The sequence below is a fragment of the Rhodococcus sp. 05-340-2 genome, from assembly GCF_002258915.1.
In the GTDB taxonomy this organism is placed as follows: Bacteria; Actinomycetota; Actinomycetes; order Mycobacteriales; family Mycobacteriaceae; genus Rhodococcoides.
The window spans coordinates 83,011-109,646 of sequence record NZ_NOYU01000038.1 but is presented as its reverse complement, the minus strand read 5'-3'; the positions used below and the strand labels follow the sequence as shown (position 1 = coordinate 109,646).

At 65.1% G+C, this 26,636-nt stretch carries 24 protein-coding genes; 13 read left to right on the top strand and 11 right to left on the bottom strand.

The features are described from left to right. Window positions 1-2: 2 nt before the first annotated feature. The 7 genes from CH271_RS23150 (at window position 3) to CH271_RS23120 (ending at window position 10,614) form a co-directional block, all read left to right on the top strand. Window positions 3-476 carry a (2Fe-2S)-binding protein gene (locus CH271_RS23150; RefSeq protein ID WP_094635012.1) on the top strand — a complete coding sequence of 158 codons (474 nt, stop codon included), beginning with the start codon at window positions 3-5 and terminating at the stop codon, window positions 474-476. Beyond that, the gene (locus CH271_RS23145) at window positions 473-1,825 is read left to right on the top strand and encodes an 8-oxoguanine deaminase (RefSeq protein ID WP_170945817.1); all 1,353 of its coding nucleotides are present in this window, start codon (window positions 473-475) and stop codon (window positions 1,823-1,825) included. Before CH271_RS23150 ends, CH271_RS23145 begins: the two co-directional genes overlap by 4 nt. Continuing rightward, window positions 1,822-4,146, top strand: a complete 2,325-nt coding sequence (locus CH271_RS23140; protein WP_256986517.1) for a xanthine dehydrogenase family protein molybdopterin-binding subunit — start codon at window positions 1,822-1,824, stop codon at window positions 4,144-4,146. Before CH271_RS23145 ends, CH271_RS23140 begins: the two co-directional genes overlap by 4 nt. 122 nt (window positions 4,147-4,268) lie before the next feature. After that, complete coding sequence (locus CH271_RS23135) at window positions 4,269-5,711, top strand: NCS2 family permease (protein ID WP_094635011.1); 1,443 nt, start codon at window positions 4,269-4,271, stop codon at window positions 5,709-5,711. Window position 5,712: 1 nt separating this feature from the next. Next, window positions 5,713-6,789 (top strand): XdhC family protein, encoded by a 1,077-nt coding sequence (locus CH271_RS23130; RefSeq protein WP_094635010.1) that lies wholly within the window; start codon window positions 5,713-5,715, stop codon window positions 6,787-6,789. 85 nt (window positions 6,790-6,874) lie between these two features. Further along, on the top strand, window positions 6,875-7,204 hold the full coding sequence (locus CH271_RS23125) for a hypothetical protein (protein WP_143546104.1): 330 nt from the start codon (window positions 6,875-6,877) through the stop codon (window positions 7,202-7,204). A 998-nt stretch (window positions 7,205-8,202) separates the two neighbouring features. After that, window positions 8,203-10,614: an HNH endonuclease signature motif containing protein gene (locus CH271_RS23120; RefSeq protein WP_094635008.1), complete on the top strand. Its 2,412-nt coding sequence runs from the start codon at window positions 8,203-8,205 to the stop codon at window positions 10,612-10,614. Here the strand turns inward: CH271_RS23120 and allB are convergent. Genes allB through CH271_RS23085 form a run of 7 tightly spaced genes read right to left on the bottom strand, consistent with a single transcriptional unit; the run spans window position 10,611 to window position 18,050 of the window. After that, complete coding sequence (gene allB / locus CH271_RS23115) at window positions 10,611-11,966, bottom strand: allantoinase AllB (RefSeq protein ID WP_094635007.1); 1,356 nt, start codon at window positions 11,964-11,966, stop codon at window positions 10,611-10,613. The genes CH271_RS23120 and allB overlap by 4 nt on opposite strands. After that, window positions 11,917-12,960 (bottom strand): allantoicase, encoded by a 1,044-nt coding sequence (gene alc, locus CH271_RS23110; protein WP_094635006.1) that lies wholly within the window; start codon window positions 12,958-12,960, stop codon window positions 11,917-11,919. The genes allB and alc overlap by 50 nt, the downstream gene beginning before the upstream one ends. Continuing rightward, window positions 12,957-14,108, bottom strand: a complete 1,152-nt coding sequence (locus CH271_RS23105) for a glycerate kinase (protein ID WP_094635005.1) — start codon at window positions 14,106-14,108, stop codon at window positions 12,957-12,959. Before CH271_RS23105 ends, alc begins: the two co-directional genes overlap by 4 nt. A gap of 2 nt (window positions 14,109-14,110) precedes the next feature. Further along, window positions 14,111-15,910: a glyoxylate carboligase gene (gene gcl, locus CH271_RS23100; protein WP_094635004.1), complete on the bottom strand. Its 1,800-nt coding sequence runs from the start codon at window positions 15,908-15,910 to the stop codon at window positions 14,111-14,113. A 1-nt stretch (window position 15,911) separates the two neighbouring features. Beyond that, window positions 15,912-16,808, bottom strand: coding sequence for a 2-hydroxy-3-oxopropionate reductase (locus tag CH271_RS23095; protein WP_037195075.1), 897 nt, complete (start codon window positions 16,806-16,808; stop codon window positions 15,912-15,914). A 9-nt stretch (window positions 16,809-16,817) separates the two neighbouring features. Then, window positions 16,818-17,642 (bottom strand): hydroxypyruvate isomerase family protein, encoded by an 825-nt coding sequence (locus CH271_RS23090; protein ID WP_094635003.1) that lies wholly within the window; start codon window positions 17,640-17,642, stop codon window positions 16,818-16,820. 12 nt (window positions 17,643-17,654) lie between these two features. Next, window positions 17,655-18,050 (bottom strand): allophanate hydrolase-related protein, encoded by a 396-nt coding sequence (locus tag CH271_RS23085; protein WP_094635095.1) that lies wholly within the window; start codon window positions 18,048-18,050, stop codon window positions 17,655-17,657. A 278-nt stretch (window positions 18,051-18,328) separates the two neighbouring features. Here CH271_RS23085 and uraD point away from each other — a divergent pair, with 278 nt between their 5' ends. The 5 genes from uraD to CH271_RS23060 are packed head-to-tail and all read left to right on the top strand — an operon-like array spanning window position 18,329 to window position 22,272. Beyond that, window positions 18,329-18,823 (top strand): 2-oxo-4-hydroxy-4-carboxy-5-ureidoimidazoline decarboxylase, encoded by a 495-nt coding sequence (uraD, locus tag CH271_RS23080; protein WP_256986515.1) that lies wholly within the window; start codon window positions 18,329-18,331, stop codon window positions 18,821-18,823. Next, the gene (gene uraH / locus CH271_RS23075) at window positions 18,816-19,154 is read left to right on the top strand and encodes a hydroxyisourate hydrolase (RefSeq protein ID WP_094635001.1); all 339 of its coding nucleotides are present in this window, start codon (window positions 18,816-18,818) and stop codon (window positions 19,152-19,154) included. Before uraD ends, uraH begins: the two co-directional genes overlap by 8 nt. Before the next feature lie 5 nt (window positions 19,155-19,159). Continuing rightward, window positions 19,160-20,050, top strand: coding sequence for a factor-independent urate hydroxylase (pucL, locus tag CH271_RS23070; RefSeq protein ID WP_094635000.1), 891 nt, complete (start codon window positions 19,160-19,162; stop codon window positions 20,048-20,050). Window positions 20,051-20,060: 10 nt separating this feature from the next. Next, window positions 20,061-21,464, top strand: coding sequence for a nucleobase:cation symporter-2 family protein (locus CH271_RS23065; protein ID WP_256986514.1), 1,404 nt, complete (start codon window positions 20,061-20,063; stop codon window positions 21,462-21,464). Window positions 21,465-21,495: 31 nt separating this feature from the next. After that, window positions 21,496-22,272 carry an IclR family transcriptional regulator gene (locus CH271_RS23060; protein WP_179274779.1) on the top strand — a complete coding sequence of 259 codons (777 nt, stop codon included), beginning with the start codon at window positions 21,496-21,498 and terminating at the stop codon, window positions 22,270-22,272. Here the strand turns inward: CH271_RS23060 and CH271_RS23055 are convergent. The 4 genes from CH271_RS23055 to CH271_RS23040 are packed head-to-tail and all read right to left on the bottom strand — an operon-like array spanning window position 22,269 to window position 24,898. Beyond that, window positions 22,269-23,087, bottom strand: coding sequence for a spermidine synthase (locus tag CH271_RS23055; protein ID WP_094634998.1), 819 nt, complete (start codon window positions 23,085-23,087; stop codon window positions 22,269-22,271). The genes CH271_RS23060 and CH271_RS23055 overlap by 4 nt on opposite strands. Next, a complete protein-coding gene (locus CH271_RS23050; protein ID WP_094634997.1) occupies window positions 23,080-23,520 on the bottom strand; it encodes a cupin domain-containing protein in 441 nt (146 codons plus the stop codon). Before CH271_RS23050 ends, CH271_RS23055 begins: the two co-directional genes overlap by 8 nt. Before the next feature lie 14 nt (window positions 23,521-23,534). After that, window positions 23,535-24,200 carry an SDR family NAD(P)-dependent oxidoreductase gene (locus CH271_RS23045; RefSeq protein WP_094634996.1) on the bottom strand — a complete coding sequence of 222 codons (666 nt, stop codon included), beginning with the start codon at window positions 24,198-24,200 and terminating at the stop codon, window positions 23,535-23,537. After that, window positions 24,197-24,898 carry a TetR/AcrR family transcriptional regulator gene (locus tag CH271_RS23040; protein ID WP_094634995.1) on the bottom strand — a complete coding sequence of 234 codons (702 nt, stop codon included), beginning with the start codon at window positions 24,896-24,898 and terminating at the stop codon, window positions 24,197-24,199. Before CH271_RS23040 ends, CH271_RS23045 begins: the two co-directional genes overlap by 4 nt. 187 nt (window positions 24,899-25,085) lie before the next feature. On the opposite strand from CH271_RS23040, the gene CH271_RS23035 reads away from it, so the two are divergent. After that, window positions 25,086-26,633 (top strand): amino acid permease, encoded by a 1,548-nt coding sequence (locus CH271_RS23035; protein ID WP_094634994.1) that lies wholly within the window; start codon window positions 25,086-25,088, stop codon window positions 26,631-26,633. The last annotated feature ends 3 nt before the right edge of the window (window positions 26,634-26,636 follow it).

Genomic DNA, 26,636 nt, shown 5'->3' with positions numbered 1-26,636 from the left:
ACATGCGAGTCAACTGCACCATCAACGGAAAAGACATGGAAGCCGACGACGTCTGGGAGGGCGAGAGTCTGCTGTACCTGTTGCGCGAACGCATGGGACTACCCGGATCCAAGAACGCGTGCGAACAAGGCGAATGCGGTTCGTGCACCGTCTATCTCGACGGCATTCCGGCGTGCGCTTGCCTGGTGGCAGCCGGTCAGGTCGAGGGCCGCGAGATTCGTACCGTCGAAGGCCTCGCCGACGGCGAGAAGCTGGACCCGATGCAAGAAGCGTTCGTCGAGTGCGGAGCCGTCCAGTGCGGCTTCTGTACCCCGGGACTGGTGGTCCAGGCTCACGATCTGATCGAACGTGTTCCCGATCCGTCCGACGCAGAGATCCGTGAATCTCTCGCCGGAAACCTCTGCCGCTGCACCGGATACGAAAAGATCCTGGATGCCGCGCGGCTCGCAGCAACTCGAAAGGCCGAAGCCAAATGACCACGGTGATCTCGGGCGCCTACATCGCTCCCATCGTCGGGGACGAAATCCCCTCCGGATACCTCGTCGTCGAGGGCACCACGATCAGCGCCATCGGTTCGGGCCCGGCACCGGTGATCGCCGGGGCCGAGACGATCGACGCGTCCGGCTGCCTCGTCACCCCAGGCCTGGTGAACACCCACCACCACCTGTACCAGTGGGCGTCCCAGGGCCTGGCCAAGGACAACACGCTCTTCGAATGGCTTGTCGCACTCTACAAGCCGTGGTCCAAGATGGACGCCGAGGTCGTCGGCGGTGCCGCCGCTGCCGGTCTCGGTTGGCTCGCGAAATCGGGCTGTACCACCAGCACCGATCACCACTACATCTTCCCCAAGGGCCGAGGCGACCTGTTCGCGGCCGAGATCGACGCCGCACAGCGGATCGGCGTGCGGTTCCAACCGTGCCGCGGCTCGATGGACCGGGGTGTGTCCGACGGCGGTCTGCCACCGGACGAGGTGGTCGAATCGCTCGACGACATCCTCACCGCCACGGCCGAGGCCATCGACACCTATCACGACGCCTCCTTCGGTTCGATGCTCCGAATCGCGGTCGCGCCGTGCTCCCCGTTCTCCATCAGCAAGGAGCTGCTCGTCGAGTCCGCCACCCTCGCTCGCGCCAAAGGTGTTCGGCTGCATACTCATCTGGCCGAGACGCTGGACGAAGAAGAGCACTGCCTCGCTCAGATGAACTGCACCCCGGTCGAATACATGGAGCAGGTCGGCTGGCTCGGTGACGACGTGTGGTTCGCCCACGCGGTACACCTGCACGATTCCGATATCGCGAAGATGGCAGCCACCGGTACCGGTACCGCCCATTGCCCGAGTTCCAACGCTCGGCTCGGTGCGGGCATCGCCCGTATTTCCGACCTGCTCGCCGCCGGCGCACCCGTCGGCCTCGGAGTGGACGGCTCGGCCTCGGCCGAAATGGTGCCGCTGGCCGGCGAGGTCCGTCAGGCGATGTACATGCAGCGGGCCAAGTACGGTCCGACAGCCCTGACGGCGCGTCAGGCACTCGAGATCGGAACGCTCGGCGGTGCAACGGTACTGGGCCGACAGAGCGAGATCGGTTCACTCGAAGTCGGCAAGCTCGCCGACATCGCGATCTGGCGCACCGACGGCTTCTATTCGGCGGTGGACGATCCCGTCGTCGCGTTCGCGTACGGACAGACACCGCCGCTCGCGCGGTTGATGGTCGGTGGTCGGACGATCGTCGAGAACGATGTGTTGACCAGCGCACCGCAGGACGAAATAGGCCGCGCCGGAGCCGACGCGCACCGTCGCCTGATGAAACTCGCGGAGGACGTGCTGTGAGCGCCCCGACCACCACACCCCGGCAAGCTCCCGCCGACATCCCCGCACCGGGACGCGGCCGAGTCGGAGACAGTCCCCTGCGACCCGACGGAACACTGAAGGTCAAGGGCGAGTTCGCATATTCGTCGGACCTGTTCATCGACGGCATGCTCTGGGGCGCAACGCTCCGCAGTCCGCATCCGCGCGCCAAGATCGTCTCGGTCGACATCTCGCAGGCTCTCGCGACACCCGGCGTCGAGGCGGTACTCACCCACGACGACGTGCCGGGACGCAAGTGCTTCGGACTCGACCACACGTGGGATCAGCCTGTTCTGGCCTTCGACGAGGTCCGGCACGAAGGTGAACCGATCGCGCTGATCGCGGCCGATCATCCCGAGACCGCCCGGCGCGCAATGGAAAAGATCGTTGTGGTGTACGACGTTCTCGAACCTCTGACCGACGCCCGACGCGCAGCACTGGACCCGGACTACCCGAAGGTGCAGGAACGCGGCGGGGTGGCGCGCCATCAGCCGGTGCGTGTCGGCAACGTCGCCGCCGCCCGGGCCACCGCGGACGTCATCGTCAGCAGCGACTTCGCCGTCGGGATCCAGGATCAGGCATTCCTGGGACCCGAATCGGGACTGGCAGTTCCGGCCGAAGACGGCGGCATCGACCTCTACGTCGCAACCCAGTGGATGCACAACGATCTGGCCCAGATCGGACCGTGCCTCGGACTGCCCGAGGAGAAGATCCGGATGACGCTCGCCGGTGTCGGTGGGGCATTCGGTGGCCGCGAGGACCTGTCGATGCAGATTCACGCCGCGATGCTCGCCATGCACACCGGCAAGCCCGTCAAGATCGTCTACAACCGCTACGAGTCGTTCTTCGGACACGTTCACCGCCACCCCGCGCAGATGCACTACGAGTACGGCGCGACCCGCGACGGCAAGCTCGTGTTCGCCGATGTCGAGATCATCCTCGACGGTGGCGCGTACACCTCGGCAACCCTCAACGTCGTGGGCAACGCAGCCTCGCTGGGCGTCGGACCGTACGTCATTCCCAACATCGAGATCGACGCCTACGGCGTGTACACGAACAATCCACCCTGCGGCGCGATGCGTGGATTCGGCGCAGTGCAAGCATGTTTCGCATACGAGTCGATGATGGACAAGCTCGGCGAGGCCTGCGGTATCGGCCCCGTGGCCATCCGGCAGATCAACGCCGTCAGCCAGGGTTCGATCCTCGCGACAGGCCAGGTCATCGAAGCACCTGCCCCACTGGCCGAGATGCTCGCCCGAGCCGAGGCGATGGAACTGCCTGCCCCCGTGGACGCGTCGGACATCCGTAATCTACCGGGCGGGGCGTCGCAGACCACCCACGGCGAAGGCGTCGTACGCGGAATCGGATACGGCGTCGGCATCAAGAACATCTGCTTCTCCGAGAACTACGACGACTACTCCACCGCGCGCGTTCGACTGGAGGTGATCGGCGGTGAGGCAACAGCATTGGTGCACACAGCCGCTGCCGAGGTCGGTCAGGGCCTGGTGACGTTGGAGGCGCAGATCGCACGCACCGAGCTCGGCGTCACCAAGGTCGTCATCCATCCCGCCGACACCAAGGTCGGTAATGCCGGCTCCTCGTCCGCGTCGCGGCAGTCGTACATGACCGGCGGCGCAGTCAAGACCGCGTGCGAGGCTGTCCGCGAGGCAGTGTTCGTCCTGGCCGGCCTCTACCTGGGCCGCGCGGTTGCCGACCTGAGCCTCGACGGCGGCAAGATCGTCTCGGCCACCGACGGTGTACTGGCCACGATCGAGGATGTCCTCGGCGACCGAGTCATCGAGCAGACGCGTGAATTCCACCATCGCCCCACCAGCGGAATGGATCCGGTCACCGGACAGGGAGCGAGCCACACCCAGCTCGCACTGTGTGTCCATCGCGCCGTGGTGGACGTCGACGTCGAACTCGGTCTGGTCAAGGTCGTCGAGATGGCGGCCGTGCAGGACGTCGGCAAGATCCTCAACCGGCTGTCGCTCGAAGGCCAGATCCACGGCGGCACAGCGCAGGGCCTCGGTCTCGCGGTGATGGAAGAGATCGTCGTCGTCGACGGTCTCGTGAAGAACCCGTCGTTCACCGACTACCTCATTCCGACGATTCTCGACATGCCGCCCATGAAGCTGGACATCCTCGAGAACCCGGATCCCCTGGCACCGTACGGTCTTCGCGGGGCGGGCGAGCCACCCACCCTCTCCTCGACCCCCGCCGTGGTCGCGGCCATCCGCAACGCCACCGGGCTCGCGCTGACCCGCGTGCCCGTCCGACCCGAACACATCATCAACAGCTGATCCGAGTTCCATCCCCATTCGACGAAACCTTCTCCGGCACAACCGCACCGACGCCAACTCCCCCGGCACGTCGGCCCGGCCCCACGCTCGACGAGGTTGATCACGCCCTGGGAGGGCCGATCATGACCGACGTACGCACATCCAGCACTCGCCAAAGTGGACGAGGTCGATCCCAGATCGACAAGTTCTTCGACATCAGCGGCCGGGGCTCCACGCTCTCCCGCGAAATTCGCGGTGGTGTCACCACATTTGTGGCCATGGCCTACCTGATCGTTCTCATTCCGCTGATCATCGGTGACGCCCGCGATGTCACCGGGGCAACGCTCGATCCGGCGCAGCTGTCGACCATGGTGGCGTTGTCAGCCGGTCTGACGACCATCCTGATGGGCGTCGTCGGAAACGCGCCCCTCGCCATGGCGGCCGGCCTCGGGGTGACCCCGATCGTGGTGTTCCAGGCGGCCCCGTACATGACCTGGCCGCAGGCGATGGGGCTGGTGGTTCTCGAGGGCGTCGTCATCGTCGTCTTCGCTCTCACCGGCATTCGGCAACTCATCATGGATGCCATACCGCTCGTACTCAAGCAGGCGATCGGCGTCGGGATCGGCGCATTCATCGCGCTCATCGGCCTGGTCGACGCAGGGTTCGTCGGGCACCACGAGTCAGCAGCAACCGCGGTCACCCTCGGCACGTTCGGCAAGCTCGCCGGCTGGCCCGTGTTCGTCTTCTGCGTCGGCCTGGTCCTGATGATCATGCTGTTCGTGCGGAAAGTGCCGGGCGCGATGCTCATCGGCATCTTCGTGGCCACCAACCTGGCGATCATCCTGAACTCGGTGTTCGACATCGAACCGGAGGCGTGGGGACCGGTCGTTCCGAAGGTGCCCGATTCCATCGTCGCCACACCACAATTCGACCTACTGTTCAACGTCGACCTGTTCGGCGGCTTCGCACGGGCCGGAATCGTCACGGCGTCGGTCGTCCTGTTCACTCTCGTTCTCTCGGGCTTCTTCGACGCCATGGGCACCATCCTCGGTGTCGGCGAGGAAGCAGGCCTGGTCGACAAGCAGGGCAGGATGCCGGGATTGAGCCGCATCCTCACCGTCGACGGCATCGGTGCCATCGTAGGAGGCGCGATCAACGGATCGGCCAACACGGCCGTCGTGGAGTCTGCGGCAGGCGTCACCGAAGGTGCCCGGACCGGTCTTGCCAGCGTTGTCACCGGCGGATTGCTGACGAGCCTGATCTTCTTCACCCCGCTGGCCGGCGTGGTCCCCGTCGGTGCCGCTGCACCGGCCCTGGTTCTGGTGGGCGCGCTGATGATGACGCACGTACGCAAGATCGACTGGGAGAACACCGAAATCGCGATCCCGGCCTTCCTCACCATCGTCCTGATGCCCTTCACCTACTCGATCACCGTCGGTGTTGCAGCAGGCGTCATCTCGTACACCCTGGTTCGCCTCGCCAAAGGCAAAGCACGCCAGACGCATTGGCTGCTGTACCTGATGTCGGGTATCTTCTTGGTCTACTTCGCCCTGCACCCGATCGAAGAAGCGTTGGGAATCTCGTAAAATGAAAGAAATTGTCGATCGTCTGTCCGCCTGGGACCACGCAGGTGTTCCCTACGCGGTGGCGACGGTCATCGCGGTATCCGGAAGTGCTCCACGGCTTCCGGGTGCTGCGATGGCGGTGTGCGCCGACGGCGAGGCAGTCGGCAGCGTCTCCGGTGGCTGCGTCGAAGGCGCAGTGTACGAGCTGTGCCGCGAGGTTCTCGAGACCGGCGAGTCCAAGCGAGAGTCGTTCGGCTACAGCGACATCGATGCCTTTGCGGTCGGCCTGACCTGCGGGGGAGTGATCGAGGTGTTCGTGCGCCTCGGTCCTCCGCGGGCCGTGCTCGCGGCCATCGCGTCGGATACTGCGGTGGCCACGGTCACGATGCTCGACGGCTCCGGACAGTCACTTGCGGTTTCGTCTTCGGCGACCATGGGCGCGACCGGTTTCGCCGACGTCGACGCGGTGGTCGTGGGCGAGGCGCTGGCGATGTTGGACTCCGGGGGCACCGGCATCCGGTCGGTGCGGTGCCGGCCGGATCTCGACGTGTTCGTACAGTCCTACGCAACCGCCCCGCGGCTGCTGATCTTCGGGGCCATCGACTACGCCGGCGCACTCGCCCGCGTGGGCAAGTTCCTCGGGTATCACGTCACGGTCTGTGATGCGCGCCCCGTTTTCGCCACTGCTGCACGGTTTCCCGATGCCGACGAGGTGGTCACCGAATGGCCGCACAGCTATCTGGCGCGAACGGCAGTCGATGCCCGGACGGTGATTTGCGTTCTGACGCACGACGCCAAGTTCGATGTGCCTCTGCTCGAGGTTGCTTTGAGACTGCCGGTGGCGTTCGTGGGAGCCATGGGATCGCGTCGGACCCACGACGATCGCGCGGCCCGGTTGCGCGACGTCGGGTTGACCGAGCAGGAGCTCGCACGCTTGAAGTCGCCGATCGGCCTGGACCTGGGTGCGAGAACTCCGGAGGAAACTGCGCTGGCCATCGCGGCGGAATTCGTCGCCGTGCGACGTGGGGGTAGTGCGTTGCCACTGACCCGAACTGCGGGTCCGATCCATCACGACGGAGTGAATGCGAAATACGCTTAGGTACCCTGGTTCTCGACACGCCGTCCGCTCCAGTGAAGGACCTCAGTTGATTCGCGCCCTGCCTCGGTACCGACAACTGAACCTGGTGAGCATTGCTCTTCTGGGCACCATGGCTGCGATCGCCACGCTTCAGGTACTCGACCCGACCCACGTCGGTCGGCTCCTCGCGCATGTCGCAATCCTCGTGTGCGTGAGCGCGGCCGTTGTGTACGGAGTCCGCCACGCTGGCCGCAAGCCCACCTGGCTGCTTCCTCGCATGGCGCTCGCCTGCTTCACGCTCGGATGCTTCGCATCACTCGTAGCTGGGAACTACCTACCAGCCACGACCGGCGCAATCATGGCAGTCATCGCCCCGATGTTGTTGACCGACGAACGGTGGAACCGCCTCTTCCGGTTTCGGTTCGAAGCACTCTGATCTGGCCAGGACAGGTGCTACACACAGTTTCTGAGGTGTAGTCGCGAATATCCCTTGTCCATGCGAACTAGGTTGGCGCGTGGACGGTTGCGTGTGCCGACGCATCGTGTTGCACTGAGGGAGAAACAAAACCATTCGGTCTGACGAGAGTGCTGACCCCGATCAGCCTGATAGCACTCGCGTCTGCCTGTTGCGATGGAACGACCACATTTCGGTGTTACCGGTGCACAGGCTCCCTTTCGAATGCGAGGAGTGGCGGTGAATTTCCCGAGCGGGAAGAGATGGGTTCTCTTCTGGTCAGCGCAGGCGTTGCTGTGGGCCGTTGTTTCGGTGATTCGAACTCAGGACGGTGAATTTGCGGTCTGGGCATGGGTGGCTACTTGTTTGTTTGCTGCGGCCGCAGTCCTGACCGGGCTTCGTATATTTCGCCGCAGAAGTGGCAACGAGCATGGACTCATGAATCCGTAGGGAGTATCACCTCTGCGTCGAGGGCTGCCATTTCGATCCCTCATCGACAAGGGGTTCCGGCATAGTCGTTGTTCGAGTTGCCTGAGTTGCGCGTTCTCTGTGTGATGCGCCGAGTGACGGACGTCGTGGGGCCGGCATGACGGACCTTTCGGAAAACATTTCGATTCAACCGAATTGCGACATAGAAGAGTTGCCTCCCTCAAAGATCACCTCGGAATTTCGTGGGCTATATCTGCTACCGCAGCGGTGCGTCTGGACGCTCTGGCTCTGTAGCTACGAGGCGGTGTTGACACGTGCGAACGTCTCTCGGCCGACTGCCCGGGCGGCGTCGAGCTCGGCAGTGGACTCAGCCGAGGAGTCGGTGAAGGTGATGGCTTGTTGCTCGAGTTCGATGATTCGTCGTTGAATACCCAGCTCAGAGGTGTAGTGGCGAACATCCTGAAATGTCCAGCGTTTCTTGTCGGTGGTCCGGGTTACTGTTCTTCTTGTTCGAACAGGCGTTCTTGTTTCGGGTCACCGGGGGGTGAAAAGTGGGTGCAGTACCGACCGTGTCACTGGAGGCGTTGACCGCTGCCGCGCGTGAGGAGAATCGCCACGCGGCCCGCAAGATCACCGCCTGCTACACCGTGCACTGCGACTGGATCACCCGCGACACCAAGCACAAGCACTACAGCCGATACGGACGCACCGAAATGGCTGTCGCGTTGGGCTGCTCCGCCACCGTCGCCGAATCGTATGTATCCGTCGGAGTCGCCCTGCACACCCGACTCCCACTGCTACGAGCAGCGTTCGAGACCGGGGAGATCGACCTCCCCCGCGTGCGGACCGCATGCCGGATCCTCGACAACCTCTCCGACGCCATCGTGAAGCGCGTCGAAGCCGAGGTCGTCGAGGCGGCGCGGAGGTCGTCCCCGGGCCCGCTCGAGCAGGCGATCTGGGACATCCTGCTGCGCGTCGCACCGGAGGAAGCAGCAGCGCTGCGGGAGTTCGCGAAGAAGTTCCGCACCGTCACCTACAGTCCCGGCGGCGAACTCGCCCGCATCCGAGCCGAGTTGACCGCACCCGAAGCCGCCGCCGCATGGCAACTCCTCGAGGAGATGGCCGACACGCTCTGCCCGAAAGACCCGCGAGGGAAGAAAGAGCGCCTGTGTGATGCGTTCATGGCCCGCATGCACGGCGAACCCCGACTGGCATGCCTGTGCCACCGCGAGGATTGCCCGAAGAAAGACGCAGTGCTGCCGGATCGGCGGGTTCCGTTGACGATGATCACCGTCGACATCGCCACCCTCATCGGACTACTCACCAACCCCGCCTACCTGGCCGGGCATGGTTCCATCGATCCCGACCTCGCCCGGGAGTTGTCGCGGAACAGTCACTGGCAGATCCTGCTCACCGAAGCAATCACCCTCGCCGAATCCCTCGGCCTCGCACACCAGGACCCGGAGACGGGGGAATGGGAACGAACACCGAAAAATCACAAGCAGGAGTCGGCCTCAGGGTCGGATCCGGCGAACGACACGGACACGAAATCAGAGACGAACGCTGCTTCGGCAACAGACGAGCCCGCGACTCGCGACGACACCGACCCCGCACAGGGCAATGAGAGCGAATCATGCACGACCACAGACACTTCCGCTGACGCCGACACCGCCGCGACCGGCACCGGCACCGGCACCGCCACCGATGCGACTGCTGTACCGAAGGCGGAACCGACCCACGAATCCGCCACAAGCGGTGGCCACGCCACCGAATCAACCACCGCACCATCGCCCGATCCCGCGCCGACCAGCGCGGCGGCAAAGGCCACTGCGACAGCAGCGGACTCCGCTTCCGGCAAGGAAACAGATCCCGGCCGTGGCTCCGATCCAGCACCATCGCATGCAGCATCGGCGAGAGGTCCGGTCGACACATCGAGTTCGACACCAGACCCGACCGCCGAATCACATCGAACACCCGATGCAGCACAAGCACCTGCATCTGCGCCGATGCCCAACACTGCATCCGGTCAAACCGAAACCCACACTGCTCCAGATCAACCCGAGCACACCAGGACAGTCACACCGACACCTGGACCACCGCCGACAACAAGCCCCACGCAAGGAACAGCTCCGGCGTCGGAACCCGGGACTACGGCGTCACCGGCTCCGCTCGAGGGTCAGACAGGGGACACCTCTGCCCATTCAACGGCAGACACACCCCCACCCGACACCGGCGGAGGTGAAGACAGGCCACGACGGACCCAATCGCTGACCTCCGCCGCAGCCCTGTTCTGTACCCACACCCCCGTAGGGAGGGGCACACGGCACAGCTCTGCCCTCGACCTCCCGACACTGAACCGCACAGCCCTGAACCAGTCGGGCCTCGGTCGTTCGGGCAACCGCGGTAGCTGTACAGCCAGTGGCATCTACCTCGGCAACGCCTCCCTCGCCGCAGCACTCGAAGCCGCTATCGCCGCCGACCCCACCCTCGGCACATCCGTCGCACGCGACCCACTCACCGACCGCGTCCTGATCTACCGACCCGACACCCTCACCACCGCAGCCGTCCGACTCCGCGACAAACACTGCCGCTTCCCCGGCTGCCACCGACCCGCCGCACGCTGCCAACTCGACCACATCACCCCCTTCGACCACACCAACCCCCTCGGCGGAGGCTGGACCACCGTCAACAACCTCCAATGCCTCTGCGAATACCACCACAGCGTCAAAACCGCCGGCTACTGGACCGCCACCATGCTCCCCGGCGGAGCCATCCTCTGGACATCGACATCCAAGACCACCCGAATCACCCTGCCCACCAACGGCACAGCAATCCCCATCCTCGGCAACGACCTCACACCACACATCCCCACCAGACCCAAACGATCCGGCATCATCGCCTACCCCGACCCACCCGACAACCGACAGCCCGAGACAGACGACACGGCAACACCGCCGTTCTAGTTGCGCGCCAGCAATCGCCCGGTCGAGGATTCCGACCCCGCGATCCACGACCGTCGCACCACACCCGACAAACCCAGTCGATCGTAGGCAGTCACCGGGTTGCGGTGGTACAGGTGCGCAACGTCGACGGTGAACCTCTCGTCGGGAGCGAACGCCACAAGGTCTGCAGCGCTTCCGATTTCGATGCGTCCGCGATCTGTCATGCCCACCTGGTCGGCGGTGTTGGTGGCCATCCACCGCACGATGTCGGTCAGCGCGAACCCACGGGCACGCGCCTCCGTCCACACCGCAGCCAGCGACACCTGCAACGACGCGATCCCACCCCACGCATCACCGAAGTCTCCGGTGTCGAACCTCTTCAGATCGGGAGTACAGGGGGAGTGATCGGTCACGATGGTGTCGATCGTGCCATCGGACAAACCCTGCCACAACAACTCTCGGTTGCCGGCTTCGCGGATCGGCGGGCAGCACTTGAACTGGGTAGCCCCCGCCGGCACGGCCTCGGCGTCGAAACACAGGTAGTGCGGACATGTTTCGACGGTAACCCGAACCCCGTCCCGCTTCGCCGCCGCGATCATCGGCAACGCATCGGCGCTCGACAGATGCAGAATGTGCACCCGACACCCGGTCCGACGAGACAACTCGATCACCTGCTCGATGGCCCGGTTCTCGGCCGCACGTGGGCGCGATTCGAGGAATCCCGAGTACTCACGGCCCGCCGCCGACGGTGCCTCGGCGATCACCTCGGCGTTCTCGGCGTGCACGATCATCAGCCCGTCGAACGACGCGATCTCGATCAGAGCCTTCTCGAGCTCCGGAATCGTCAGCGGCGGAAACTCGTCCACCCCCGACGCAAGCAGGAAGCACTTGAAGCCGAAGACACCCGCATCGTGCAGTGGTCTCAGCTGGTCGACATTCCCCGGCACGGCACCGCCCCAGAATCCGACGTTCACCACCGACTGATCCGCCGCCACCCGACGCTTGATCTCCAAGGCTGCAACGTCAACCGTCGGGGGGATGCTGTTGAGCGGCATGTCGACGATGGTGGTGATGCCACCAGCCGCGGCAGCCCGGGTGGCGCTGGCGAACCCCTCCCATTCGGTACGTCCTGGCTCGTTCACGTGAACGTGGGTGTCCACCAAACCCGGCAGCAGCACCTCATCCGGCCCGAGCTCGACCACCGCCGCCGCAGATACGCGCGCATCCACGGAGTCGATTGCCACGATGCGCCCGTCGGACACGGAGATCGAGGCCGCAACCTCCCGTCCACCGATCACCGCCCGCGAAGCGAGAACAACCAGATCAGACTGCACTGGAGACACTCTGGAGCTCGGACGACTTCCAAGCGACATCTGCCGCATCGAGGGCTTCGGCGTCGAGCTCCCCGAACAATCGCAATCGGGACAGTCCGCCGTCGGGGTACACGTCCAGTCGCAGGTGCGTGTACGCGTCGGCCTCGCTCAACAGGAACCGGTGGCGCGTATCCGGTTGAACAGCGGTGCGGGGCAGAATCTCGCTCCACGCCGTCGGGTCCGTGATGTGCCGACGACGAAAATCGATGGCGCTGAGCCGGATCCACCCCGGTGCGTTGCCGACGTAGTAACTCGTATCGACCTCGACGTGGCGCGGGGTGCCGGGCGACGCGAGCGCGAACACTGCGAAGTCGTTGCCGCCGTTACGTCGTCGGGAATTCTCCCAACCTTCGCCCATGTTGCGAGCCCGCCCGGGCAGGATGATGTTGGCCGGCGAGGAGTAGAACGCATCGGAGCAGTCGGTGAGCCGAGCGCCGTTCTCGGCGGCGAGCAGGTCGACGGTGCCTGCCAGGAACCGCGGATCCTGCACCACCTGACCGTGGACACGGAACCGGGCGACGCCGCCGTCGGGGTAGATCGACAGCCGCACATGCGTCCACCGGTGCCGATCGGCCACCGCGTACGTATTTGCAGTGTCACCGACTGCGGGGGACTTGTCGACGATGCTGTGCCACTCCGCATTCTGCACATCCTCGATGGAGGGATAGCCGTCGATCGACGCCGCCTCCACGGAGACGAACGGCGGATAGTTACCGGTGAAGTGAGCGGTGTCGACGACGACGCCGTGCACGATTCCCGGGGAGCCCAGTCGCACGATCGCCCAGTCGTGACCGCCTTCGTCACGACGACGCCGAGTCTCCCACCCGTCGTACACCTTTCCCTTGTGGCCGAAGTCCGCGGGATCGAACAGCGGAGCATCGGGCTTGATCAGGTTCTCGCGCTGGGCGAACAGCTCGTCGTTCGCCGCCGAGACGCTGCCGCCGAGCGCCCGGGAAGCCAGATCGGTGAGCGTGGTGAAATCGGTTCCGGTCATGAAGTTCCTTCCAAAATGTGTGTGGTGGCCAAGGTTCGGCCGACCTCGTGCAACAGCCTGGCCGCGTCACGCATCGAGATCTGCGCGTCCGGCTCCAGGTCGGTCAGTGCATAGGAGGCGGTGATTCCGTAGGGGCGCAATCGATCCATGCCGACCACGCTGCGTCCCGCAACGGTGATCACCGGAACACCGGCTGCACGCGCAGCGTGCGCGACACCGATCGGTGCCTTGCCGTGCAGGCTCTGTTCGTCCAGCGACCCCTCGCCGGTGACGACCAGATCGGCCGACGCCAGAGCGCTGCCGAAGTCGATCAACTCGAGCACGGTCTCGATCCCCGGCTTGGCCGCAGCACCGAGTACGGCCATGGCACCGAAGGCGGTTCCGCCGGCCGCCCCGGTGCCCGCCAGACCGCTGAGGTCACGGCCGATTGCGTTGCGCACCAGATGTGCCCACTGCCGCATGCCGTGTTCCAGATACAGCAACTCCTGCGGTCCGGCACCTTTCTGCGGGCCGTAGACGGCCGCGGCTCCGGTGACACCGAGCAACGGATTGTCGACGTCGCAGGCCAGCTCGAACACCGCATTCCGAGCCGAAGGCAACAAGCCGCTCAGATCGAGGTGGACTGCACCGCGCAGCGGACCACCGCCGAGCGCGACGTCGTTGCCGTCGGCATCGAGGATCCGAGCACCGAGTGCGACGAGCATTCCGGCACCGCCGTCGGTGGATGCGCTGCCCCCGAGCCCGACGACGATTCGCCGCGCACCTGAAACAGACCCTGCACCTGCCTCGAGTGCGTGTGCAATGACGGTGCCGAGCCCGAATGTGCTGGATCCCAGAGCATCCGGCCGTCCGTCGGGCAGGAGCTCGAGCCCGACCGCCGACGCCAGTTCGACGACCGCGGTATCACCCCGGCGAGCGTACGAGGTGTCGACCGGTTCACCGGTCGGTCCCGAGCAGGTCACTGCCACTCGGTCCCACCCGGCGGCGACGGCAGCATCGACGGTGCCGTCACCGCCGTCGGCGACGGGCAGGCACACCGTCTCGAGTGACGGGTCGACCGCCACCAGACCCTCGGCCAATGCCCGAGCGACCTCGGCTGCCGACAGCGAGCCCTTGAACTTGTCCGGAGCGAGCAGAATTCGTGTCATCTCTAGTCCAGCAGAAGCAGCGCGGTGGGTGCGTCCGCCGAGGTGTTGGCCAGTTCCTCGAATTCACCGACGTTGTCGATCTCGGTGCCCATCGAGATGTTGGTGACCCGCTCGAGGATGATCTCGACGACGACGGGAACCTTGTGCTCGTTGGCCAGAGTCCTGGCCCGCACGAGCGCCTCACCGATGAGCTCGGGCTCGGTGACGCGAAGCGCTTTGCAGCCCAGCCCTTCTGCCACCTGCACGTGGTCGACGCCGTAGCCCTTGGGGATACCGGGCTGAGTGTCCACGGTGTCCTGGTGGTTGATGTTGTCGAATCCCAACTGCACGCAGAAGTCCATGTCGAACGCGCGCTGCGCCTGACGGATCAGCCCGAGGTACGAGTTGTTCACCACCACGTGCACGTACGGCAGATTGAACTGCGCACCGACGGCCAGCTCTTCGATCATGAACTGGAAATCGTAATCTCCGGACAGTGCAACGACATTCGCCTTGGGATCGGCAGCCACCGCACCGAGCGCCGCGGGAATGGTCCAGCCGAGCGGGCCGGCCTGCCCGCAGTTGATCCAGTTGCGCGGGGAGTAGACGTGCAGGAACTGACCGCCCGCGATCTGGGAGAGGCCGATGGTGCTGATGTAGCGGGTATCGCGATCGAAGACCTTGTTCATCTCCTCGTACACACGCTGCGGCTTGATCGGCACGTTCTCGAAGTGAGTGCGGCGATGCATCGTGCGCTTGCGGGTCGCACAGTCCTCCACCCAACCCGAGAGATCGCGGAGGGTACCTGCGGCACGGCGCTCCTCGGCGACGGCCACGAACTGCTCGAGTGCGGCCTTGGCGTCGGAGATGATGCCGTAGTCGGGTGCGAAGACTCGTCCGATCTGGGTTGGTTCGATGTCGACGTGGACGAACTTCCGGCCCTTGCGGTAGGTCTCCAGGCCGCCGGTATGCCGGTTGGCCCAACGGTTTCCGATGCCGAGCACGAAGTCCGAGGCCAACATGGTCGCGTTGCCGTACCGGTGTGCGGTCTGCAAACCGACCATGCCTGCGGCGAGGCGGTGATCGTCCGGAATGGTGCCCCAGCCCATCAGGGTCGGGATGACCGGCACGTCGAGGATCTCGGCGAGCTGCACGAGCAAGTCGGACGCGTCGGCGTTGATGATGCCTCCGCCGGCCACGATCAACGGGCGCTCGGCAGCCAGGAGCATGTCGATGGCCTTCTCGGCCTGAGCACGCGAGGCGACGGGCTTGTGCACGGGCAGCGACTGGTACGTCTCGGGATCGAAGTCGATCTCGGCCAGCTGCACGTCGATGGGCAGATCGATCAGCACCGGACCGGGGCGACCGGAGCGCATCAGATGGAACGCCTGCGCGAAGGCACCGGGAACCTGAGCCGGCTCGAGCACCGTCATCGCCATCTTGGTGACGGGTGCTGCGATCGACGCGATGTCGACGGCCTGGAAGTCCTCCTTGTGCAGCCGCGCCACCGGGGCCTGGCCGGTGATGGCGAGGATCGGAATCGAGTCGGCCATGGCCGAATACAGCCCGGTGATCATGTCGGTGCCGGCCGGGCCGGAGGTTCCGATGCAGATTCCGATGTTGCCCGGTGCGGCCCGGGTGAAGCCCTCCGCCATGTGCGAGGCACCTTCGACGTGGCGGGCCAGCACGTGGCGGATGCCACCGTGATTGCGCATCGCCGCGTAGAAGGGGTTGATGGCCGCACCGGGGAGACCGAATGCGGTTGTTGCACCTTCGAGTTCGAGGATCTTCACTGCGGCATCGGCCGCACGCATCCTGGCCATGTCAGTTGTCCTTGCTTGTGATCGGGGATCCCGAGAGCCGAGCGACACCCCGGTACAACGCCGAATGATCCAGGCCGCCATCGCCGTTGGCTCGGGCCGAGGCCATCAGCTGCGCCAGCACTGCGCCCATGGGAATCACGACGCCCGCTTCACGCGCTGCCGAGGTGACGATCCCGAGATCCTTGTGGTGCAGGTCGATGCGGAAGCCGGGCTCGAACGAGCGGTCCAACATCTTCTGCGCCTTCTGGTTCAGCACGGCCGAACCGGCGAGGCCGCCGCCGAGAACCTCCACCGACGCGGCCAGATCGACGCCGTACGCCTCGAGGAACGCGATCGCCTCGGCGAGCACCTGAATGTTGCCTGCCACGATCAGCTGGTTGGCCGCCTTGACAGTCTGCCCGGATCCGCTGGGACCCACATGCACGACGGTCTTGCCGACGACGTCGAGAATCGGCTTGGCCGTGGCGAAGTCGTCCGCGCTGCCACCGACCATGATCGACAGAGTCGCGTTCTCCGCACCGGCCTGGCCACCGGAGACCGGGGCGTCGAGGATCCGGAATCCGCGTGAGGACGCGTCGGCAGCCAAGGTGGCGGTGACGTCGGGACGGATGCTGGAGAAGTCGATGATCAGCGCGTCGCGTCGAGCATTGTCGAACACGCCGCCTTCACCGGCGAGAACGTCCTGCACATCCGGGGAGTCGGGGACCATGATCGCGACGATGTCGGCGTCGTGGACGGCCTTGGCGATCGAGTCGGCTGCGGTGCCGCCGGCGTCGACGAGGGGACCGGTGCGGTCGGGCGTCAGGTTGTAGCCGACCACCTGGTGGCCTGCCTTGGCGAGATGAACGGACATGGGACTGCCCATGATCCCGAGGCCGATGAATGCAATGGTGCTCATGAGAAATCCCTACTTGGTAGTGGTGGCCAGTTCGAGCCACGCGAACGGATCCGGCTGGGTGGCTTTGTATTCGAGTCCGACGTAGCCGTCGTAACCCCGCGCTGCGAGGCCGGCAAGTTGTCCGCCGAGGTCGAGCGATCCGGTGCCCGGTTCTCCGCGGCCGGGGGAATCGGCGATCTGTACGTGCGCGATCAGGTCGTGGTGTGCCTCGAGCGCTGCGGGAACGTCCTCTCCGTTGACGGCGAGGTGGTAGAGGTCGGCGAGCAGGCGGAGGTTGTGTACGTCCTGTTCACGGGCCACGCGGCGAATGGTCGCGACGGCTCCGGCGGCGGACTTCAACGGGTAGGCGGGTGCGCCGCTCACGGGCTCGATCAACACGACCGCACCGATTTTCGCCGCGGCCTTCCCGGCGGCGGCCAAGTTCTCGATCGCGACCTCGTCCTGGTCGAGCGGATCGACGCCATCGATGCGGTTTCCGTACAGGGCGTTGAACGCTGTGGTGCCGAGTTGTTCGCCGATGCCGACGGTGGCGGCGATGTTGTCTCGGAAGGCCTGCTTCTGCGCTGGATCGGACAGAATCCCACGATCGCCTGCAGACATGTCGCCGGCCGCGAAGTTCAGTCCGGTCAGCTGTACCCCGGCATCGCGAATGGCGGACACGAATGCGGTGACATCGGCGTCCGAGGGCACCGGGCCCCCGAACGGCCACCAGAATTCGACGGCGTCGAAGCCGGCATCTCGCGCGCGCTGCGGTCGATCGAGCAGAGGCACGTCGGTGAAGAGGATGGAACAGTTGACGGTGTATCGGAGTCGAGAATCAGCAAAGATATTCATGCACAGTACCTTTCAGTTCTGAGGTTGCGGCAGTCCGCGGTATCTACGCCAGCTGCCTGCGTAGGTGATGTCGGTCAGCTCGTCCGGTTGCGCATCGAGCACCCCGGGACGCAGGCCGACGCCCAGGACCGAGCGCCCGTCCTCGAGCGCCACCACGGTGAGTTCGAGTTCCGGCGGTTCGTCCGGCAGGAATGCGGTTCGGATGTCGTCGAGAGGAATGTCGTACAGCTCGCCCTCGATGGCCGCACCAGCGGTGTGGTCGAGCAACAGTGCCGGGAACTCGTCACGCACCGAGAAGAAGCGGTAGTTCGGGGTGGTGCGCACTGTCCCCACGAACGGGTGGGACGAGACGTTGTGGTGCAGGCTGCCGCCGCGCATCGCACCACCGTTGCAGAAAAGCTCCGCCATGAAGTCGTTCCTCTCGGGCTCGAACGGTCCGGACTGAAAGTCCGCCATACGGAATAACAATTCCGTTTTGTGGTTCGAGTGTGGCGTGCGCCACGCGGATCTGTCAAGACCCGGGCACCTGGACAGCTCAAGCGAAGCGCCCAATACCGCAGTGCAGCAACGCTGCAGGGGTCGACGCGAGCAGCCTCGGATCAACCCTTGACAGTGGATGTGATCGGTGTCACGCTCATTCAGTGGAATCATCATTTCGTATTGCGGAATTAGACACAGCCGGGGTCGTGGCCGATCTGAACACGGCCTCCGAGACCGAAGCGGCACGCACACTCTCGCTCTGCCTCGACGTGCCTCGCTGGGTCGAGGGAGTCCTGAGCGCCCGGCCGTTCACCGACGTGCAGGCTCTGCGCCACGCCATTCATCGCGCTGCCGCACCATTGACAACCGATGAAGTGCACCGCGCACTTGCCGTGCATCCGCGCATCGGCGAGAGACCAGACGGCGACGACGCAAGCGCTCGGCACGCGAGCAACGAGCAATCCGGCGTCGACATCTCCGACACGACCGTCGAACAGCGACTGAGAGCAGGAAATCTGGCCTACGAGAACCGGTTCGGGCAGGTGTTTCTGATCAGGGCCGCCGGCCGGGATGCCCACGCAGTTCTCGATGCTCTGCACAGCAGGCTCGCCAACGACGCCGAGACCGAGGCCGTCGTCGTCGAACACGAACTGCGAGAGATCGCCGAGATTCGCGCAACAGGAAGTCTCGGCGATGTCTGACCCGAAGAGCCATGTGACCGCCCACGTACTCGATGCGGCGAGAGGCGTTCCTGCGCAGGGTGTCTCGATCGTCCTCGCCGATCACCACGGTATCCACGTTGCCGACGCCGTCACCGATGAGCAGGGCAGGGTCGGAGCGCTCGGCCCCACCGAACTGGAACCGGGCACCTACCGCCTCACCTTCGCAACCGGTGCGTACTTCGCGGCCCAGCACACCGAATGCTTTCACCCCGAGGTCGTCGTCACCTTCGAGATCACCGCACCCGACCAGCACTACCACATCCCACTTCTGTTGAGCCCGTTCGCTTTCACCACCTATCGAGGGAGCTAGAACCCATGACCATCGTGCTCGGAGCAAACCAGTACGGCAAAGCCGAATGCAGACTCGTCCGCATCGACCGCGAGACTCCTCGCCACCGCATCACCGACGTCAGCGTCACCTCGCAGCTGCGCGGCGACCTCGAGGCCGTCCACACCGAGGGCGACAACGCCCACGTCGTCGCGACCGACACTCAGAAGAACACCGTGTACGCGTTCGCGCGGGACGGTATCGGCGCGATCGAGAGCTTCGCACTTCGTCTCGGGGCGCACTTCACCGGCAGTTTCGACTGGATCACCGGTGGGCGCTGGGAAATCGAGCAGTACCAGTGGTCGCGTATCGCGAACGGTCAGGACGGCTACGACCACTCGTTCGTCAAGGCGAGTGACGAGAAGCGGAACACCATCGTCACCGTCGACGGCGAGAACATCTCCATCGTCTCCGGAATCAGCGACCTCGTGGTCCTCAATTCGACGGCGTCGGAGTTCTGGGGATACCCGAAGGACCGGTACACCACGCTGAAGGAGACCACCGACCGAATCCTCGCCACCTCGGTCAGCGCCCGCTGGCGGTACCTCACCACCGAGCTGGATTTCGACAAGACCTTCGACGATGTCCGCTCCATCATGCTCGACGCGTTCGCCTCCACGCATTCTCTTGCGTTGCAGCAGAGTCTGTTCCAGATGGGCAAGCAGGTTCTCGAAGCGCACCCGGAGATCGGCGAGATCAAGTTCTCGATGCCCAACATCCACCACTTCCTCGTCGACCTCGAGCCGTTCGGACTCGACAACCCCGGTGAGGTCTTCTACGTCGCGGATCGTCCCTACGGTCTGATCGAGGCCACGGTGCAGCGCGACGATGCCCCGGACGCAGGCCGCGCCTGGGATACCGTTCCCGGATTCTGCTAGGAGCACCGCCGTGAAACTGACGACCCCGAAGCTGACGAAACGCACTCATGCGCCGCACGATCCCGCCCGTCCCGAGGACGAGCGGTTGTCGATCGGCAGGTCGTATCTCTATGGATTGCAGCACATCCTGACGATGTACGGCGGCGTCATCGCACCACCCCTGATCGTCGGTGGCGCAGCGGGACTGACCGGAACCGAGATCGCCCTGTTGGTCACGGCCGCATTGTTCGTCAGTGGAGCGGCCACCCTGCTGCAAACACTGGGAGTGCCGTACTTCGGTGCAAAACTTCCGCTGGTGCAGGGTATTTCGTTCGCTTCGGTGTCGACGATGGTGGCCATCGCGAGCGGACCGGGTGGACTGAACTCGGTGTTCGGTGCCATCATCGCCGCCGGTGCCATCGGCATCCTCATCACCCCGTTCTTCAGCAAGATCGTGCGCTTCTTCCCACCGGTGGTGACCGGCACGATCATCACCGTCATCGGCATCTCGTTACTGCCCGTTGCGGTTCGGTGGGCCATGGGCGGTGATCAGCAAGCCGCCGACTGGGGCTCGATGTCCAACATCGGGCTCGCGGCGTTCAGCCTCGTGGTGGTGCTGCTCGTCAGTCGACTGGTGCAGGGCACGCTCTCGCGCCTGTCCATTCTGATCGGCATCATTGTCGGAACCCTGTTCGCGGTCCTCGTCGGCAAGGCCGACTTCTCCGGTGTGAGCGACGGTGCCATCTTCAGCTTCCCCGAGCCGTTTGCATTCGGAGCGCCGACGTTCCAGGTGGCGGCCATCATGTCGATGGTCGTCGTCATCCTGGTGATCATGACCGAGACCACCGCGGACATCCTGGCCGTCGGCGAGATCGTCGGCACCGACGTCGATGCGCGACGCGTCGGCGACGGGCTGCGCGCAGACATGGTGGCCACCACCATCGCTCCTGTGTTCGGCACCTTCCCGGCCAGTGCGTTCGCCCAGAACGTCGGCCTGGTGGCCGTCACCGGAATCAAGAGTCGCTACGTCGTCGCGGCCGGCGGCTCGGTGCTGCTGTTCCTCGGACTCTTTCCCATCCTCGGGCTGGTGGTGGCATCGGTTCCGCTGCCGGTGCTCGGCGGGGCAGGCATCGTGCTGTTCGGCTCGGTGGCCGCCAGCGGCATCAGGACGCTCTCCAAGGTGGAGTTCGACGGCAACCTCAACCTCGTCATCGTGGCGGTGGCGATCGGGTTCGGTGTCATTCCCATCGCGGTGCCGGGCTTCTACGCCGCGTTCCCCGACTGGGTACACGTGGTGCTCGACTCGGGCATCAGTGCCGCGAGCATCGTTGCCGTCGTGCTGAACATCCTGTTCAACGTCGTCACGATCGGCCAGAAACCCTCGCCCTCGGTGGTGACCGCTGCACCACCGGTGGCGACGCGGCATCACCAGTAGTGTTCTATCGAGATCGGTAGGAGCTACGAGCATGCGAGGTGGGACTGTGGCGGCAGGTGGCGGGGTGCAGTCCGTGGAGCGCGCGTTCGAGCTGCTCGACATCATGGCCGCCTCGGGAGGATCCATCGGGATCAGCGAACTGGCCGAGGGTACCGATCTGCCGATGCCGACCGTGCACCGACTGATCGGGACCCTGGTGTCTCTCGGCTACGTCAGGCGACTGCCGTCCCGCCGATATGCATTGGGCACCAAACTCATTCGCCTGGGTGACAGCGCAAGCAAGCTGATCGGCGGATGGGCGAAGCCGTACCTCGCCGAGCTGGTCCGGATAACCCACGAGACGTCGAACATGGCCTTCCTCGAGGACGACATGGCGGTCTACGTGGCGCAGGTGCCGTCCGAACACGCGATGCGGATGTTCAACGAGGTGGGCCAGCGCGTCCTGCCGCATTCCACCGGTGTCGGCAAGGCACTGCTGTCGCAGTTGGACGACGACGCCGTCCGCGCCATAGTCGGCAGGCTCGGCATGGCCCCTCGTACCGTCAACACCATCACCACCCTCGACGCACTGCTGGCGGACCTCGCGACGATCCGCGAACGCGGCTATGCCATCGACGACGGTGAGCAGGAGGTGGGAGTGCGCTGCTTCGCCGTACCGGTGATCGGTGCGCCGACGCTCACAGCGATGTCCATCGCCGGGCCCACCGCCCGGGTCACGCTGGAGTCGGCCGAGCAGTTCGTGCCCCTGCTGATCTCGGCCGCCGAGCGACTGGCGAAAGACCTCGCGGGCAACGTTCCAGCGCCCTAATCCTTCAACACCCTCGCGTCACGAGCGAAGGACTCGACCTGCTCGGTCAACCACACGTGCGCTGGAACCGCTCCGCCGAGTAGTTCGCGGGCCAACGACGGGGAATCCCCGATCGGCACGTCGCTGCCGGCGATGATGATGTTGCCGTAGCGCCTGCCTTTGAGCATCGCCGGATCGGCGACGATCGCCAGATGCGGAAAGACGCTGCGAAGAGTCGCCGCCTCCTGCTTCGCGAGCGAGAGATCGCGTCGGTCACCGCAATTGACGACGTACATGCCGCCGGGCGAGAGGACGCGTCGAACATGCGCGGTGAACTCGGCCGTCAGTAGCGGCTCCGGAGTGACCGCTCCCGCGAACACATCTCGCACGATCAGGTCCCGACTGTTCTCGTTGAGCGTCTCGGTGACGGCCCGTGCCTCGCCGACGCGGATGCGCAGCAACGGTGCACGCGGTAGGTCGAACCACTCGCGCACCAGCTCCGAGAGCTTGCCGTCGAGCTCCACCACCACCTGACGCGCACCCGGGAATTCGGCGGTGAACGAGCGGGCCAGCGTGCAGGCCCCGCCCCCGAGATGCAGCGCTCGCAATGGAAAGCTCGAATCCCACTGCGCCCGAACCAGTCCCGAGATCCACCGCATGTACTCGAACTCGAGCACGGTGGGGTCGTTCATGTCGATGTGCGAACTGGGGACGTCGTTGACGTTGACGACCCAGCCGTCGTCGGAGAATGTGTCACGGACCAATTCACAGGTGCCCGAATCGATTTCGAACAGACCGGGCTTCAGTCCCCCGGCGGACTCCCGCTTCCTACCCATGGGAGTCCTGTAGCCGGAAGTCCTCGAAATCGAATCCCGGGGTGACGGTGCAGCTGACCAGACTCGGCTCGTCACCCATCGGACGCGCCCGCTGCCACACCGACGGTGGCACGATCTGCTGCGGCGACTGCGGTCCGACCAGCAGCGAGGTCACGGTGCCCGGCCCGTCCCCGGCCCCACCGAGGTCGAGCTGCACCGGACTACCGCGGTGATACAGCCACATCTCGGTGCCACGGACGGTGTGCCACGCCGATTGTTGACCGGGCATGAGCAGGAACAGGATCGCCGTGCCTGCCGCCCGGGGACCGGGATAACCGTCGGGCAGAGATGTCTGTGGGATCGTGACCTCGCTGCGCCAGGTCTCGCGGAACCAGCCACCCTCGGGATGGGGTGCAAGGTCCAGGCTCAGAGCCCAGTCGGGCAGCGACGTCATGCACGCAACCCTAGTCAGTCCGTGGAGACCTGAACCCGGAACCTGTCGCGCTCGGTGTGCAGGCTCCACAGTTGCTCGGCGAGAGCCTCGGGGCTCTTCTTCGGATCCCTGCCGTCGATGGCACCACCGATGATCAACTGCGACACCTGGATTCCCTCCTCGGCCAACTCCTCGTTGAGCAGCTGCGCATAGGCTGCCTGGCCTGCGAAGGCGATGGACGTGCCGGTGACGGTGCGACCGGGCTTCACGGCAGAGCCGCCGTTGACGAACAGGATCGTGCCCTTGTTCTTGCCGAGGAATCGCATACCCGGCAGGACCTGATGGACGGCGGCGATGGGACCGTAGATGGAGAACTCGACCGGTCCGACCATGTCGGCCGGGGTGGTCTCGAGCACGGGCCGCATGAAGTCCTTCTGCGGAAGCGGGCTGTACTGCAGCACCTCGATGGGACCGAGCGTTTCGGTGACCTGCTCCAAGGCCGCGGCGATCGAGGCCGGGTCGCGCACATCGGCGACGAAGCCCTTCGCGGAGATACCGTCGCCAGCGAGCTGATCTGCGAGGACGTCGACACGAGCCTGGTTGCGGGAGATCAGGCCGACCGAGAAGCCCTGCGCGCCGAACTTTCGCGCCACTGCCGCTCCGAGACCTGCACCTGCTCCGACAATTGCTATGGAAGTCATGTCCCGTGCAAGGACCGACGATCGAAGACTATTCCGACGACCGTCTCGAGCAGGGCCTCCGCACTCCGGTGCAGCGCAGTGACATCTCCGGCCCAACCGAGCACGCGCACGGCGGCTGCGGCGATCCCCGCGGCGTCGGCGGTGGGGTCACCGCGCCCGTTCTCACGATCGGCCCGCGCATTCACCACGGTCTCCACCAGGCGAAACGGTAGGTCCTCGGTGCCAGGTCGGCACTCGGAACCGAGTTGAACGAGAGTGTCCGACGCGATAGCCGCATACAGGCTCATCAGCGTGTACCGATGGTCGCGAAAAGTCTCGAATCGCTCGCTGCGCAGCTCGGGCAGTAGGTACAGCGCTCCCAGATTCCAGGTGGACGCGGCGAGTTGCTCGGCGTCGAAGAAGGCGAGCGCGTACATCTGGGTTGCGGCATCGGCCGAGGCGCTGCGGATGCGCTGCGCGACGGCCAGCGGTGCATCGACGGTGCCGCTGAGGAGCGCGTCGAGGATGTCGTCCTTGGTGCCGAAGTGGTGATAGAGCGAGGCCTGACGCAGTCCGACGGCGTCGGCGATGACGCGAGTCGACGTACTGGTGAAGCCGCGGGTGGTGAAGAGCTCGGCCGAGGCGTCCAGAATTTCCTCGCGAGCGGTGTCGCCGGGCCGCTTCTTCGTGCTCAGCCTGGGTCTGCCTGCGCCGGTCATGGCCTCATCTTGTCAGGTCGACGTGTCGGTGAGATTTCTGTCATCTGATCGAAATAGACGAAACGAGCTTGTTGCACGACGGTCACCGCCCGGGAACGGCGGTGCCGAAAACTATCAACTGACAGAAACCCGCCTCGGCGATGCAGCGGGCGGTCACTCACCACCCACCTCGCCTGTAGGAGAGAACATGAGCTCGACAACACTGCCGGCCCCCGGCGCGGGTTCGGAACCGTCGTCCACCACCGACCATTCGGATCTGGCGGCCCTCGGCTACGACCAGCAACTGCACCGCAGCCTCGGCAAGTACGCGTCGTTCGCCGCCGGCTTCTCGTTCGTCTCGATCCTCACCACCATCTTCCAGCTCTTCGGCCTCGGCTTCAGCTTCGGCGGCCCGGCCTTCTTCCTGACCTGGCCGCTGGTGTTTCTCGGTCAGTTCATGGTGGCCCTCAACTTCGCCGAACTCGCTGCCCGCTATCCCATCTCGGGCGCGATCTACCACTGGTCGCGGCGTATGGGCGGCGAATTGGTGGGGTGGTTCGCCGGCTGGTTCATGATCATCGCGCAGATCGTGACCGCCTCCGCCGCCGCCATCGCACTGCAGGTCGTACTACCCAGCATCTGGGGCGGCTTCCAACTGATCGGTGAGGACACCGCACTCACCTCGTCGAGCGGAGCTGCGAATGCCGTTGTGCTGGGATCGATTCTGCTGGTACTCACCACCACCATCAACTGCATCGGCGTCAACTGGATGTCGCGCATCAACAGCATCGGCGTGACCTGCGAGATCGTCGGCGTCATCGCCCTCGTCCTGGTGTTCTTCACCCACGCCGAGCGCGGACCGCAGGTCGTCTTCGATACCGGAAGCGCCGGAGCAGATCCCGGCTACATCGGTGCCTGGATCGTCTCGGGCCTGATGGCCGCCTACGTCATGGTCGGCTTCGGCTCGGCAGGCGAACTCGCCGAGGAGACCCGCAATCCCCGACGCGTCGCGCCGCGCACCATCCGCCTGGCCCTCTCGGCATCGGCACTCGGCGGTGGCCTGATGATCGTCGGCGCTCTGATGGCCGCACCCAGCCTCACCGACGGTCAGCTTGCGACGCAGGGACTTCCGTACGTCATCGACTCGATCCTCACCTCGCCGTGGGGCAAGGTCCTGCTCATCGACGTTGCGATCGCCGTGTTCATCTGCACCCTCGCGATCCAGACCGCGGCATCTCGGTTGATGTTCTCCATGGCCCGCGACGGTCGCCTGCCCGCCTCGACAGCGCTGGCGAAGGTCAACTCGCGCACCGGAACTCCCATCGCACCGTCGGTGCTCATCGGTCTGGCCTGCGTGGCGATCCTGGCCGTCAACGTCGGCAACTCCGCGATCTTCACCACGCTCTCGAGCGTCTGCATCGTGTTGATCTACCTCGCCTACATGATGGTGACCGTCCCACTGCTGATCCAGCGACTCAAGGGCTGGCCGCACGGCGGAGTACAGAAGGACAGCGACGGCGAGAAGCTCTTCACCCTTGGACGCCTCGGCCTGCCCGTCAACATCGCCGCAGTTCTCTACGGCGGCCTGATGGTGATCAACCTGTCGTGGCCGCGGGCCGAGATCTTCGACCCCACCGGCGAATTCCCACTGCTGCGATGGGCCGCACCACTGACCGTCCTCGCCGTGATCGTGGTCGGCATCGCCTGCCTTCCCCGCGGCAAAGTCCACCCCAAGCCCGTGACGATCGGAGCCTGAACC

Bases quoted from the DNA above. Each gene is read 5' to 3' on its own strand.
- CH271_RS23035 (WP_094634994.1), top strand. From the start codon at position 25,086: ATGAGCTCGACAACACTGCCGGCCCCCGGCGCGGGTTCGGAACCGTCG.
- CH271_RS23095 (WP_037195075.1), bottom strand. From the start codon at position 16,808: ATGAGCACCATTGCATTCATCGGCCTCGGGATCATGGGCAGTCCCATG.
- CH271_RS23090 (WP_094635003.1), bottom strand. From the start codon at position 17,642: ATGAATATCTTTGCTGATTCTCGACTCCGATACACCGTCAACTGTTCC.
- CH271_RS23145 (WP_170945817.1), top strand. From the start codon at position 473: ATGACCACGGTGATCTCGGGCGCCTACATCGCTCCCATCGTCGGGGAC.
- CH271_RS23040 (WP_094634995.1), bottom strand. From the start codon at position 24,898: ATGACCGGCGCAGGCAGACCCAGGCTGAGCACGAAGAAGCGGCCCGGC.
- uraH (WP_094635001.1), top strand. From the start codon at position 18,816: ATGTCTGACCCGAAGAGCCATGTGACCGCCCACGTACTCGATGCGGCG.
- CH271_RS23150 (WP_094635012.1), top strand. From the start codon at position 3: ATGCGAGTCAACTGCACCATCAACGGAAAAGACATGGAAGCCGACGAC.
- pucL (WP_094635000.1), top strand. From the start codon at position 19,160: ATGACCATCGTGCTCGGAGCAAACCAGTACGGCAAAGCCGAATGCAGA.
- allB (WP_094635007.1), bottom strand. From the start codon at position 11,966: ATGTCGCTTGGAAGTCGTCCGAGCTCCAGAGTGTCTCCAGTGCAGTCT.
- CH271_RS23050 (WP_094634997.1), bottom strand. From the start codon at position 23,520: ATGACGTCGCTGCCCGACTGGGCTCTGAGCCTGGACCTTGCACCCCAT.
- CH271_RS23060 (WP_179274779.1), top strand. From the start codon at position 21,496: ATGCGAGGTGGGACTGTGGCGGCAGGTGGCGGGGTGCAGTCCGTGGAG.
- CH271_RS23130 (WP_094635010.1), top strand. From the start codon at position 5,713: ATGAAAGAAATTGTCGATCGTCTGTCCGCCTGGGACCACGCAGGTGTT.
- gcl (WP_094635004.1), bottom strand. From the start codon at position 15,910: ATGGCCAGGATGCGTGCGGCCGATGCCGCAGTGAAGATCCTCGAACTC.
- CH271_RS23055 (WP_094634998.1), bottom strand. From the start codon at position 23,087: ATGGGTAGGAAGCGGGAGTCCGCCGGGGGACTGAAGCCCGGTCTGTTC.
- CH271_RS23105 (WP_094635005.1), bottom strand. From the start codon at position 14,108: ATGACACGAATTCTGCTCGCTCCGGACAAGTTCAAGGGCTCGCTGTCG.
- CH271_RS23135 (WP_094635011.1), top strand. From the start codon at position 4,269: ATGACCGACGTACGCACATCCAGCACTCGCCAAAGTGGACGAGGTCGA.
- alc (WP_094635006.1), bottom strand. From the start codon at position 12,960: ATGACCGGAACCGATTTCACCACGCTCACCGATCTGGCTTCCCGGGCG.
- CH271_RS23045 (WP_094634996.1), bottom strand. From the start codon at position 24,200: ATGACTTCCATAGCAATTGTCGGAGCAGGTGCAGGTCTCGGAGCGGCA.
- CH271_RS23085 (WP_094635095.1), bottom strand. From the start codon at position 18,050: ATGGCGGAGCTTTTCTGCAACGGTGGTGCGATGCGCGGCGGCAGCCTG.